The organism is Pedobacter alluvionis (assembly GCF_003664035.1).
Classification (GTDB): Bacteria; Bacteroidota; Bacteroidia; order Sphingobacteriales; family Sphingobacteriaceae; genus Pedobacter; species Pedobacter alluvionis.
In genome coordinates this window covers 427,247-440,565 of sequence record NZ_RCCK01000010.1, presented here as the reverse complement: position 1 = coordinate 440,565, position 13,319 = coordinate 427,247, and the positions used below count along the sequence as shown (strand labels likewise).

General features: G+C 37.4%; 12 protein-coding genes. 10 read left to right on the top strand and 2 right to left on the bottom strand.

The annotated features are described in order from the left end of the window. Positions 1–40: 40 nt before the first annotated feature. From BCL90_RS01930 to BCL90_RS01885, 9 genes are all read left to right on the top strand, one after another. A complete protein-coding gene (locus tag BCL90_RS01930) occupies positions 41–1,021 on the top strand; it encodes a glycosyltransferase family protein (protein ID WP_121282269.1) in 981 nt (326 codons plus the stop codon). Next, entirely contained in the window at positions 1,018–2,031 is a 1,014-nt protein-coding gene (locus tag BCL90_RS01925) for a glycosyltransferase family 4 protein (protein WP_121282268.1), read from the top strand. The genes BCL90_RS01930 and BCL90_RS01925 overlap by 4 nt, the downstream gene beginning before the upstream one ends. A gap of 255 nt (positions 2,032–2,286) precedes the next feature. Then, positions 2,287–3,453, top strand: a complete 1,167-nt coding sequence (locus BCL90_RS01915; RefSeq protein WP_134380520.1) for a glycosyltransferase family protein — start codon at positions 2,287–2,289, stop codon at positions 3,451–3,453. Next, on the top strand, positions 3,443–4,759 hold the full coding sequence (locus BCL90_RS01910) for a glycosyltransferase (RefSeq protein ID WP_244095034.1): 1,317 nt from the start codon (positions 3,443–3,445) through the stop codon (positions 4,757–4,759). Before BCL90_RS01915 ends, BCL90_RS01910 begins: the two co-directional genes overlap by 11 nt. Positions 4,760–4,880: 121 nt before the next feature. Continuing rightward, positions 4,881–6,290, top strand: coding sequence for an exosortase Y-associated Wzy-like protein (locus BCL90_RS01905; RefSeq protein WP_394341702.1), 1,410 nt, complete (start codon positions 4,881–4,883; stop codon positions 6,288–6,290). Positions 6,291–6,303: 13 nt separating this feature from the next. Next, the gene (locus tag BCL90_RS01900; protein ID WP_121282264.1) at positions 6,304–7,524 is read left to right on the top strand and encodes an XrtY-associated glycosyltransferase XYAG1; all 1,221 of its coding nucleotides are present in this window, start codon (positions 6,304–6,306) and stop codon (positions 7,522–7,524) included. A 7-nt stretch (positions 7,525–7,531) separates the two neighbouring features. Then, positions 7,532–8,395, top strand: coding sequence for a glycosyltransferase family 2 protein (locus BCL90_RS01895; protein WP_121282263.1), 864 nt, complete (start codon positions 7,532–7,534; stop codon positions 8,393–8,395). A gap of 7 nt (positions 8,396–8,402) precedes the next feature. Next, the gene (gene xrtY, locus BCL90_RS01890; protein WP_121282262.1) at positions 8,403–8,981 is read left to right on the top strand and encodes an exosortase Y; all 579 of its coding nucleotides are present in this window, start codon (positions 8,403–8,405) and stop codon (positions 8,979–8,981) included. A gap of 12 nt (positions 8,982–8,993) precedes the next feature. Continuing rightward, a complete protein-coding gene (locus BCL90_RS01885; protein WP_121282261.1) occupies positions 8,994–9,554 on the top strand; it encodes a WcaF family extracellular polysaccharide biosynthesis acetyltransferase in 561 nt (186 codons plus the stop codon). A gap of 131 nt (positions 9,555–9,685) precedes the next feature. Here BCL90_RS01885 and BCL90_RS01880 read toward each other — a convergent pair whose 3' ends face one another. Then, on the bottom strand, positions 9,686–10,765 hold the full coding sequence (locus BCL90_RS01880; RefSeq protein WP_121282260.1) for a sensor histidine kinase: 1,080 nt from the start codon (positions 10,763–10,765) through the stop codon (positions 9,686–9,688). 432 nt (positions 10,766–11,197) lie between these two features. Between BCL90_RS01880 and pepE the strand changes: the two genes are divergently transcribed. After that, positions 11,198–11,893 (top strand): dipeptidase PepE, encoded by a 696-nt coding sequence (pepE, locus tag BCL90_RS01875; RefSeq protein ID WP_121282259.1) that lies wholly within the window; start codon positions 11,198–11,200, stop codon positions 11,891–11,893. Positions 11,894–12,036: 143 nt separating this feature from the next. On the opposite strand, the gene BCL90_RS01870 is transcribed toward pepE, so the two are convergent. After that, a complete protein-coding gene (locus BCL90_RS01870) occupies positions 12,037–13,308 on the bottom strand; it encodes an MFS transporter (protein WP_121282258.1) in 1,272 nt (423 codons plus the stop codon). Between the last annotated feature and the right edge of the window lie 11 nt (positions 13,309–13,319).

Below are 13,319 nucleotides of genomic sequence, written 5' to 3'. Positions count from 1 at the left end.
AGAGTAATTACTGAAATTTCAGAAAATAAATCACGTTAAATTGAAAGGTAGGCTCATCATATACTTTAAAAAACAAGATCTAAAAGACCGATGGTTTTGGGGAGACCGTTATCTGCGATCGTTAGTTCATTTTTTCAGAAAAAAAAACATCAGCAGTTTAGAGCGGGTTTTCATAAATCTTTGTAAGGCACTTCAAGCAAAAAAAATATCATTCGTTAAAAACCTGCCCTTTGACAAAATTAAAGATGGAGATAAAATTGTCGTACTTGGAATAGGAAAAAATGTATTAAAAGGTTACCATAAAAAAAACAAGATTATAGCTGGAATAGGTTTAATGACTCATCCAAATGAGTGGCCAACTTTATTTGAGGATTACCCAATAGCCACATATCTGCAGCATTCTACCTGGACAGCAAGAATATATAATAAATGGTATGGAGAAAATACCTGTACAATATGGCCGGTTGGCATTGATACTTATTATTGGGAAGCCAAAAAAACATCTGCCAGAAAAGACATTTTAGTTTATGTTAAATTTTTATGGAATAAGGAAAGGAATACAACCGAAATTTTAAATCCAATTCTTAATATTCTTGACAACCATCAAGTAAATTATAAATTGATAATTTATGGATCTTACACCATTAAGGAATACAAAAAAATATTAAAGAGCAGTATTGGGATGATCTTCCTTTGCGAGCATGAAAGCCAGGGACTTGCATATCAGGAAGCGATGGCTATGGATGTTCCTATATTTGCCTGGGATCAAGGATTTTGGTTAGATACCAATCGTTTTACCTGGGGAGAAAAAGAACCTGTACCAGCTAGCTCTGTTCCTTATTTTGATGAAACTTGTGGAGAAAAATTTAAGGACTTAGAAGAATTCAATACTAAACTACCAAAATTTATAGAATCCTCAATAAAGGGAAAATATGAACCTAGAGATTACATATTGAAAAACCTATCATTGGAAAAAAGCGCTGAAAGAATACTAGCGATTTTAAACGAAGCTTACGGATGAAGATTTTATTAATCATGGATCCAGGCATCCCTATTCCACCACCCCAATATGGTGGCCATGAACGTTTGGTTTATATGTTTGCAGAAGAATATACCCGTTTAGGTCATGAGGTGAGCTTATTGTCAGGCCCTGAATCTCATATCTCCGGACAGGTGTATCCTTTCGGAAAAAACAACCTGAAAAGGTCAAAATGGCAAAAAGCAAAAGAGCTATTATTGGTCTGGAAGTTTTTATTAATAAAAAAAAGAGATTTCGACCTGATCCATAATTTTGGCCGTTTAGCCTATCTTATCCCGGTACTCAACAGCCATGTAAAAAAGGTAATGATCTATGGAAGACCGGTGGCACAGAAAGGAATAAAAGCCGTTACCGCCTGTCCACATAGGAACCTAATTTTTACCGCATGCAGCGACTACTGCGTTTCAACGGGTAACGTATCGGGCCGTTGGGAAACTGTTTATAATGCTATCGATTTTTCAAAGTATGATCCGGCCGATCAGGTGAAGCCCGATGCCCCATTAATGTTTTTGGGCAGAATGGACCAGATAAAAGGCTTGCATACCGCAATAGAAGTCGCACTTGAAACAGGAAACAGGCTTTTAATTGGCGGGAACATTCCTGATACCGCCGACAATTTGAGGTACTTTAAAGAGCAGATCGAACCAGAATTTGATGGTAAGCAGATTATTTATCTTGGTCCGCTAGACGACAGGCAGAAAAGTCATTATTTGAGCCAGGCTAAAGCTTTGCTATTCCCAATAGAATGGGATGAACCTTTTGGCATGGTGATGGTCGAGGCCATGGCTTGCGGCACGCCTGTAATTGGATTTAAAAGAGGTTCAGTGCCAGAGGTAATTACCGAAGGCAAAAATGGATTTATTGTCGAAAACAAAGAAGCTATGATCCAGGCCCTTCAAAAAATTATAACAATTGACCGGGCTGCCTGCAGGGCATTTGCCTTTAGCAAATTCGATGTCTCAATCATTGCTAAACACTATCTCAATCTATAAAATGTTAGAAGTATCATTCCTCAATATTTATAAAGGGGCACCTTTAGCTTCTGAAGTGATTGCATTTATGGAAAAAAACAGTTTCGTGGTTTATGACATTTGTTCTTTGATGAGGCGTCCCTATGATCGTGCATTATTTCAATCCGACTTTCTCTTTTTAAAGAAAGATTTTAACCTGAGATCATCAACGAGGTGGGCCTAAAGGGAAAAATAGTACTTGTTACATCTGGTCAGCCTTCACTAAATCCGCGTTTGGTGAAAGAAGCAGACAGCTTGTTTGAAGCAGGGTACGATGTTACGGTTGTATATCTATATTGGAACAGTTGGGGGACTGATTTAGATAAACAATTGCTGGCAGAAAAAAAATGGAAGTCAATTCAGGTTGGCGGCAATCCAGAAAATAACAAATGGATATATTTGCTAAGCAGAGCAAGACATAAACTTGCCAATATATTGGTCTCTAAATTTGGTCATCGTTTTAACGTAGCTGAACATGGTATTGCAAGAGGCAGCCAAAACCTTATACGTAAAGCTAAAAGCTTGAAAGCAGATTTATATATAGCACATAATTTAGGTGCATTACCGGCAGCTGTTTTAGCCGCCAAAACTCATCATGTTAAATGTGGATTTGATGCAGAGGATTTCCACAGGCAGGAAGTTACCAACGATTACAATTCAAGAGATTTTAAGCTTAAAAAAATCATAGAGGACAAATATCTGCCAAAGATAGATTACTTAACTACTTCCAGTCCTTTAATTAGTGAAGCTTATAAAAAACTATATCCAACAATCAATCCAAAAACGATTCTGAACGTTTTTCCATCTGAAAGAGAAATCTTAAAAAAGACGAAAGAAAGACTCAAATTATTTTGGTTCTCTCAAAATATTGGAAAAAACAGAGGGTTAGAAGGAGTAATAAATTCTTTAGCCTATCAGGAAAATGTAGAATTGCACTTACTTGGCTATAGTACGGCATCAATCAGGGAGTATTTCAGGAAACTTGCAGAACAAAGTTCTTTCCGACATGAAAATATCTATTACTATTCCCCCATTCCTTCAACAGAAATCATAAAATTTGCTTCTCAATTTGATATAGGTCTGGCTACAGAAACAGGCTTCCCGTTAAATCGGGATATCTGCTTAACAAACAAAATATTTACTTATATACAAGCGGGCCAGGCTATAATTGCATCTGATACTTCTGCACAAAAAAAAATTCTTAAAAGCTATTCCGAAATGGGCTTCATTTATAATAAGTCTGAGGTTTGTCAGCTAACCAGTATTATTCAGAATTATCTATCAAATCCAGAATTACTGAAAGAGCACCAGGCAAAAGCTTTAAAATATGCCCAGAGTAAATTAAACTGGGAACACGAAGAAAAAAAATTCCTTAAAAATATTGCAGATACAATTGGCAAATAAAAAGCTTTTAATTATTTCTCCTTACTTCCCTCCTTCTAATGCTGCAGACATGCAACGCATAAGAATGAGCTTGCCATATTTTCAGAAGTATGGCTGGGAACCAGAAGTGGTTGTGGTTGAAGAAACCTATAATGATATGATCAACGATCCTCTGCTCTTGACTTCTGTTCCAAAAGAAATAAAAGTGCATAAAGTAAAGGCCTTTTCAAAAAAATGGACCAGCAAATTTGGATTAGGAAGCATTGCTTTAAGGTCATTATATTTTTATAGAAGGAAAGTCAACAAACTTTTAAAGAGCAACCATTTTGATTTAATCTACTTTTCAACAACTCAGTTTCCCGTGTGCATTTTAGGCGCATTCTGGAAGAAAAAGTTCGGAATTCCTTATGTTATTGATATTCAAGACCCCTGGCATTCTGAGTACTATCAGGATAAGCCAAAGTCTCAACATCCAAAAAAACATTGGTTCTCTTATCGGTTAAATAAATATTTAGAACCTATAGCCATGCGAAATGTAGATGGCTTAATCGGTGTATCTGAAGCATACATTAATACATTAAAAACCAGATACCCTAATTTAGTGCACAAACCCTGCAGCATTATAACATTTGGCGCACATGAACCAGATTTTGACATTGCAGAGCAAAATTCATGTTTATCTGAGTCTGTTTACAATACTGATAATGGAAAAATTAATCTGGTTTATGTTGGCCGCGGCGGCTTTGATATGCAACAATCAGTAAGTTTATTATTAAAAATTTTTAAAAAAGGAATAGATCAGAATGTTGATGCATTTAAAAACGTCCATTTTCATTTTATTGGAACCAGTTATGCACCAAATGGAAGTGGTATTCCAACACTTATGCCAATTGCAAACCGGTTAGGTCTTGCAAACTATGTTTCTGAATATACAGATCGAATTGGTTTTTATCAAAGTATAAATCACTTACTCCGTGCTGATGGTTTAATTGTTGCCGGATCAAATGATCCCGCTTATACGGCTTCTAAGCTTTACCCTTACATTTTGGCAAAAAAAAACTTATTGGCGATTCTACACCCTAAAAGCAGCGCTGCTAAAATAATTGAAGAATGTAATGCTGGCTTTTTAACCACTTTGGAGAGTGATATAGATCAGGCGTTTGTTGTGTTTAAATTGTATTTTAATAATGTAAAACTGAAGGTTACGCCATTAACCAATTGGCAAGAATTTGAGAAATATAGGTCAGATTATCTGACAAAAAAACAAATTGACCTTTTTAACAGCATACTATCGAATAACGAGCTTGATAAAACTAGTCATCATTAAACCTACCCCGTCCAAATATTACGATATTACGCTCTGGTTTTAAACCAATCCCAATATATTATTCAAAATTGGACTTTCGAAAAACAGGTGAAACAATTCCAGACACTATTTGATAATAATGATGCAAAATAGCAACCCTACGAAACTTATTCTAACATTGTACCTTCCTGTTTTGGTTTCATATTCATTAATCAATAGTCCAATCATATCTTATTTTATGGCCTGGTTTGGTTCACTTTTTATCTTCTATACCACCATATTATCTCCGGTAGCCATTATTAAGCAGGATTTGCCTATCCACAAGCAAATTATGCGCCCCTTATTCCTCACGCAGCTCGTATTTGCAGGTTTTATGTGTACTACATCTATATTTTATTTTATGGATCATTTGGGTTACAGGTATTTAACGGAGATTAATTATGGCGCACAATTTAAAGAAAATGAACAAACAGCAATCATTGCCAGTTGCCAGCGAATTTGTTTATTGGCTCATGCGGCATTGGTTACGGGCATGCTTTTAGTCCAAAAGCAGCATATCAGGGCTAAAAGTATAAAAACCTTTGAAGATGATGATTTTTTAATCTGGCTCGGCATTATTGTTTTTGGAATTGGTTCATTAGCACAAAGTTTTTCAGGTCTTAGCCAGATCGCTTTACCACTTACTTTGGTCGGAATCTCTTGTGCAGCAGTTTTATTTGTTAAAGGTTTCAAAATCAAAAACATTAAATACCTGGGTATAGGCGCCACAATTTTCTTTCTTAACTTTTTACACGCCTCATTATCTGGCTATAAGGAACCAATTATTATCAATATTATTGTAATTGCTTGTGTATTCTTTCCCTATTACAAGAAGTTAATCCTCTATTTGGCTATTCCTGTGGCTTATGTATTGCTTTACTTCTTGCCTACCTATAACAATACCGTTCGGCAAAGCTGGAGTGGTGAGGTTAGCGCAGAAGAAGCACAGAGTGAGGCTTTCGAAAATCTGAGTACTAAAAATAAAGAAAAAATTGAGGAGACGAACTGGGGCTTTCTTACCAGAAGGTTAAGCGAAATAGAAATGTTCACACAATTTGTCGATTATGTTCCCAGCCATCATCCTTATTATGATTGGGAAATAGTAGAAAATTCTTTGGAAGGACTCATCCCCAGAATTTTTTGGTCAGATAAACCCAACATGGAAACCGTTTCGATGCAGCGGGTTTACGATGCGGGGGTGGCACATCAAACGTCGACAGTTTCTGCTAAAACCCGGCCTGTTGTTGATGCTTATTTAAGCTTTGGTATCTCTGGAGTTTTCTTTTTTATGTTGTTATACGGAATGCTGGTACAACACCTGTCAGATAAAGCTGAGGAGATATTTGGCGGTTACGAATTAGGTTGCGTAATTATGTTTAACAGTATTTTTCAGGGACTTTGGCGGGGAAATAACTTCGAATTCATGTTCAATAATATTTTTTGGGGCTATGTAATTATGTGGTTCCTATTTTATCTACTCAGAACGATAAAAGTATTAAATCCCAAATTTTGACTAATTTTAACAAATGAAAATTATCCATATTACAGCCTCCTATAAACCCGCTTATGTATACGGTGGACCTATACAAAGTGTAGCGAAGTTATGTGAGGCGTTAACGACCTTTAGCGACAGGCAGATAGCGGATGGGAAAGATAAGACTGCTATAAATGACCTAAAGGTATTAACTACAACTGCCAATGGAACTGAAGAACTACAGCTAGACACTGATACACCTATTTTAATTGATAACGTAGCAGTAAGCTATTTTAAACGCTGGACAAAAGATCACAGTCACTTTTCTCCTCCACTGTTAATGAAATTGAGGAAAGAAATCCTCCAAAGTCAAAACTCCAAACTCATTATCCACATCCATTCCTGGTGGAATTTAGTTTCGGTTTTGAGTTGTTTAGTTGCCAAATGGTATAAAATACCTGTGGTTTTGTCTCCCAGGGGAATGCTTACCACCTATACGTTTGGTAACCGGAATTCATTTTTTAAGCGATGCATTCATAAATTAATGGGCAATCAGTTATTAAAATATTGCCATATCCATGCTACGAGCAATCAGGAAAAAAGAGACGTATCAGCAATTGTAAAGCCAAAAAGCATCAGGATAATTTCCAACCTGGTTAAGTTACCCTCAAAAGAGTTAACTATTCAAAACGAAATATCAGACAATAAAAATCAAAAAAACCTTTTTAAAATCATTTTTCTTTCACGCATCGAAGAAAAGAAAGGTCTCGAATTATTGTTTGAGGCTTTATCCCTAATTAATTTCCCATGGCAGTTAACCATTGGCGGTAACGGGAATGATGATTATACGCAAAGTTTAAAAGAAAAAGCTGAAAACCTGAAAATTAGCGATCGGATTATCTGGCTTGGACTGGTAAGTAATGAGAACAAGTTTAATTTAATGGCAGAGCATGATTTAACTGCGCTCACCTCTTACAACGAAAATTTTGCTAACGTAATTGTTGAAAGTTTAGGTGTAGGCACCGCTGTATTGATCAGTAAATTTGTTGGTCTGGCTGATTATGTTGCAGATAAAAACCTGGGATGGATTACGGGGCTAGATATCGAAGAGATCAAAACCGGGATAATTCAGGCCTATCAGGATGTTGAAAAAAGAAAAAAAATCAGAGAAATTGCACGCTTACTGATCAATGACGATTTTAACGATAATACTTTGGTTGAACAATACATGGATTATTACCAGAAAATTTTAGCCCAGCCATCAGCACTTTAACGCTTACATGAACCGAAATTTTAGTTTCATTATTCTAACCTTTAATGAGCAGATTCATCTACCCAGGTTATTGAAATCCATCAAAAAACTCAACGCCAGGGTATTTATTCTGGATAGCGGAAGTACGGATGAAACCCAGAAAATCGCTCAAGACTATGGTGCTGAGGTAAAACAAAATCCTTTTATAAACCATCCCAGGCAATGGGATTTCGCCTTAAAAAATTTTAAGGTGGAAACACCCTGGACAATTGGCCTCGATGCTGATCAAACCGTTACACCGGAGCTATTTGAAATGCTAATCAACTTTAAAGATGAAGACCATTCTGATATCAATGGTATTTACTTTAACCGCAAAAACTTCTTTCAGGGAAGCTGGATCAGATTTGGTACTTTCTATCCGTTTTACCTTTTAAAAATGTTTAGGACAGGGATAGGTTTTTCTGATCTGAACGAGAACATGGATCACCGGTTTATTGTGCCGGGTAAAACCAAAATCTGGAAAAAAGGCTGGATATTGGAAGAAAATCTAAAAGAAAATGATATTGCTTTTTGGAAAGCCAAACATGAACGCTATAGTGATCTGGTGGCGCAAGAAGAGGTTGAAAGGATGTTAAAGCTACGTATGCAAAGTTTAAAGCCCAACTTACTGGGTAGCCCTGATGAAAAACGGGCATGGTTAAAACAATTATGGTGGAAACTTCCACTCGGATTGCGTCCCTATCTTTACTTTGGCTACCGGATTTTTTTTAAACTTGGTATATTGGAAGGCTCTACTGGAATTAAATTTCATTATCTTCAAGGCTTCTGGTTTAGAAGACTGGTAGATAAAAAAATTAAAGTAATTCTAAAAGACAGGCCATTAAATTTATAATACCGATATGACTCCAGCAGAAGCAAAAAAAGAAGCAAGTAAAAAGGCCGTCAAATTTGTGATTGCCCTGTTTATGTTATACATCATTTTTAGTCAGGGCAACCTGTTTATGAACAGTGTGATGATGCCAGGTTCCAGGTTTTATAACCCTTTTATCTCCGATCATCTAAATTATATACAGGGTTTAAAGTCGGCCTTGATCGTACCTGCAGTATGGCTTATTAAAGCTTTTGGCTTTTATGTCATCTATAACGAAATGGATGTAATGGTTATATCGGGGCCATATCTGCGGGTTAACTATTCGTGCCTGGGTTTAGGCGTAATGAGCTTTTTAGCTGCTTTTGTACTGGCATTTCCTGCACCATGGAAATCAACTTTTAAAATGCTGGTGATCGGATTAATCACCATATACGTATTAAATGTGCTTCGCATTGCAGGCCTGGGTGTATTACTTGGATTTTTTAAATCACAGCGCCATAATTTTAATTATCATCATGAAGCATTCAATATCCTTATATATATATCCATTTTTACCATATTATATCTCTGGATTAAAAGATGTAATAAACCGGTCAATGCTCAATAATATTAGTAAATTTTGTTAAAAACGCAGTTACATAAGAATTTCGATACCGGAAATTTTAAAATTGGTGCTTCCGTAATCAAACAGTTTTTGTGGTATTTTACAGATATTATCATTTTTAAGAGCCGTATGATGCCATTCAGCTCAGTACTTGTTTCTTTTTTAAGATTATTTGGTGCCAAAATCGGTAAAGAAGTACGTATAAAACCAGGTATCCATATTAAATATCCCTGGAAGCTGGAGCTGGGCGATTATAGTTGGCTAGCCGATTGTTATATCGATAACCTTGATCAGGTTAAAATAGGTAAAAACTGCTGTATATCTCAACAAGCAATTCTGATTACGGGTAATCATAATTACAAAGCGACCAGTTTTGATCTGATAACTGCTCCCATAGTAGTTGAAGACGGCGTATGGATCGGTGCATCGGCCCAGGTTTGCCCCGGGGTAACTCTGTATAGCCACTCAGTACTGACGATGGGAAGTATAGCGACTAAAAACCTGATGCCCTACACCATTTACCAGGGTAACCCGGCTGTTAAGATCAAAGAACGTATAATAGAAGATAAGATTTAATTTTTATAATTACCTATTAAAGGCCACCGTGAGTGGCCTTTGTCTTTACTTTCGCAAGGCAAAAAAATAATGACAAATATCAATTCTTTAAGGTTCTTTACATTGTAAAAACAGCGTTGATTTACAAAAGATTAATTCTTGATTTTCAGGTAAACGGTAAATACAGACCCCTCTCCCAAATTACTATTTACAGTAATCTTTCCACCCGAAGCCGTTATAATTTCCTTAACAAGGTACAGCCCAATACCTGAGCCCTCACCAGATTGCGAGACCCGTTGGTATTTTCCGAAGATATCGCTTAGGTTATGTTGAGCAATTCCCATTCCGTTATCTTCTACGGCAATTACCATAAAATCCCCTTCACGATGGGTTTTAATAAGTATTTCCGGTTTTCTTTCCTTTGAACGGTATTTTATGGCATTATTGACCAGGTTATAGATTATGCTACGCAGTTTACGACGGATATATAAGATTTCGGAAAAACCGATATCAGTTTTTATCCTTCCAGACGATTCAATTATCTGCGGGGCAAGTGTGAGCCTAACATCCTCCAGAATATGTTCAAAATCGAGCAGTTCTTCCACTGCCTTATAACGATGCTCCTGCTCACGGGAATCGGTTAGCTCGTAAATGATTTGTTGCATTTTGGTCAGGCTATTTTCCACCTTTTCCAAAAGAACCGGAAAACGTTCCATACCTTTTTCTGGCAGTTTCCTCAGCATGTCGATCGTAAGGCCCAGACTGGTGAGCGGCGTTTTTATATCATGCGAAATAGTGTCCAGAAGCAGCTCATGTTCAGCAATCAGTTTTTCCTGTTCCTTTAAATCGCGTATCCGCATGGTAATTTCCACAAAAGTGATAATCACGCCATTGGTCTTCTTATCGCGCTGGACAATATAAGGCAGAATGTTCATCTGATACCAACGCAGGTCTGTTGTCTGGATTTCCTTTTCCAGCACTTCCCCGCAATCAATAACATGCTTTATGTTATCGATAATAGTTGGAAAACGAAAATTTTCACTGATATCTTCAATAGGCCTTCCTACATCAGTATACTTTAAACTGAACTGGCGCATGGCCGGAGGCGTGAATTTTCTCAGTATCAGATGTGCATCGACAAACAGCTGGGGAATAATCGTATTTCTGAAATAGTTTTCCAGTTCTTCGTTGAGTTCGACAAGTGCACTGATTCGCTCGGTTTTGTTTTGCATGCATTTAGCCTACAGGTTGAGTCTGATCGGCACTGTAAGATATATAATAAATACAAATATATCTGCACGACTATATTATATACCGGGGAATCGCTTGTAACATTTAGCCTGCAATTAGATTGCTTCTGAATTCATCATCCATAGCAGCCCTTTTTCTTTTTTGTGGTTTACTGCTTCTAGATTCCCTTTCCTTCTAAAGGATATTCAATGCCATTTTCATAAAAACAGGATTTCTTCCTGCGGGGATCTTTCATGCTGGAAAGTAAAGAGAAAAATTTAAATTGTTTAATTAAACAAAAGCTAATTTTTCTTTTTGTACAATCAAAGTAAGTAACGTATTAAACACGACACAAAGAACTATTGGTGGTTATTGGATCAAAGGACAATTATTTTAATAGAAAAACATTATTATTGCCTATAAAGCACAACAAAATGAATGTCATCCTCGCTTCTACTTCTACCCTATTTGGCGGCAATTACCTCGAATACCTAAAAGATGAAATTATTAAGCTGTTTGCTGGAATAGATGAAATTGTATTTATTCCTTTTGCAAGACCTGGAGGCATTTCACATGAAGCGTATACGGGCAAAGTCCGCGAATTTTTCTCCCAGCTAAATATCAGCGTTAAAGGTCTGCATGAATTTAATGACCCCATTCGCGCTATTGATGCAGCCAAAGGATTTTTTACTGGTGGAGGAAATACCTTTCTTCTGGTAAAAACACTCCATGAGCTTGGATTGATGAAGCATCTTTGTGAAAACATTAAACTGGGCAAACCTTATCTGGGCTGTAGTGCCGGAAGCAATATTGGTGGCTTGAATATGAAAACCACCAATGATATGCCTATCGTGTACCCTGCCTCTTTTGAATGTATGGGTTTGGCTCCTTTTAACCTTAACCCTCATTATCTTGACCCAAATCCGGAGTTAAAACATAACGGAGAAACAAGGGAAACGAGGATTATGGAATTTCTAACCCAGAACGATACTAAAGTAATAGGCTTGCGTGAAGGCAATTGGATCAGGATATTAAATAATAAAACAACTACTGAAGGCAGTGAAAACACAAGAATTTTTGAAGCAGGCAAAGCTCCGTATGAGTGCCCGCCAGGTAGTTCCTTGTTATAATTAATTTATTGAAGAACGATACAGCGGCAGAAAAAATAAAAACTCAAATAGCTACAAGTTATGATCAATTTAACATCATAAACTTGTAGCTATTATTCTTCTCATATATCAGACGGATAGTCTATAACATCATCATCCATCAATTATGATGCTACAACGCTGGCCTTTTTTCGTGAACGCAGGTAGATTACCAATCCGCCAAAAGCCACAATTAATATTATTGGAATGATCAATGTAGCGCGCAGAATTTCAGGACCCGCCAGATTTTTGGCATTGGCAAGCGCCTGCGCAAATGCAGAATTTTCGGGAGCTTTTAAATATGCATCAAACGAAGCACCAGTTGGTAAATGTTTAACAATCAGGCTATCGTAAAAACTACCCATAAACATGGTATAAATAGAAACAGCAAACATTCCCGCGCCCCCCATTAGGTTTAAGCCCAGTGCTCCCGATTTAGGAACATTTTCAGCGACGAAACCGATCATCGTTGGCCAGAAATAACAAACGCCTATACCGAAAACAATTGCAGCGAAGAAAACTGAATTTCCCGTAAAAGTGCTCAGCATGTAAAGTCCGGCTGCAGCAAATACTGCAGATAAAAGCAGTACACCCTGAGGAGCAAGACGGTGCACTACAGGTTCGGCAAAACCCCGGCCAATTACCATGATCCCGGTTGTAAGGGTAAGCAATAAAATGGCATTATCTGTTACGTTTTTCAGCAGTAAGCCTATCCATTGCCCTGTAAACAACTCGGTAATAGCGGTACCGAACATACAGATGAACATAAAAATAAATAATGGGGAAAGTACTGCTTTGTACATATCTGAACTGGAATAACCAGATGATACCCTTTCGGTAACGGGGAAATCTAACTTTGAAAACAGATATCCATAAATTAAAGTAGGAATAATCATCATGGCCACCTGCACCTTCCAGCCCAGTCCAAGGTGAACAAACAGGGTAACCAGCAGTGTTCCAATTACAATACCTCCGGGAAACCATAAGTGAAAATGATTTAATTTGGTTGTTTTATTCTCCGGGTATAAAGCGGCAACCAATGGATTACAGGCGGCCTCTACAGTACCGTTGGCAATGCCAATCAGCAGGGTAGATAAAAACAAGCTCCAATAGCCCTGCGCAAAAACGGTAAGGATGATGCCGGCAAGGTGAAAGATAAAGGCCATGACCAGCAAACGTTTCATACCGATCATATCGACTACAAATCCTCCAACCACAATGGCCAGTGGAAAGCCCCAAAAGGCAGCAGCCGTAATGGTACCTAACTGTGAGGTACTTAATTGAAAATCGATCCCAAGCTGGTTCATTATGCCAGCACGGATACCGAAGGAAAGGGAGGTGACTAGTAATGCTAGACAACTTGCCCAGAATAGTTTTGTGGTTTGAATGTTAAGCATGTGCTCAGATT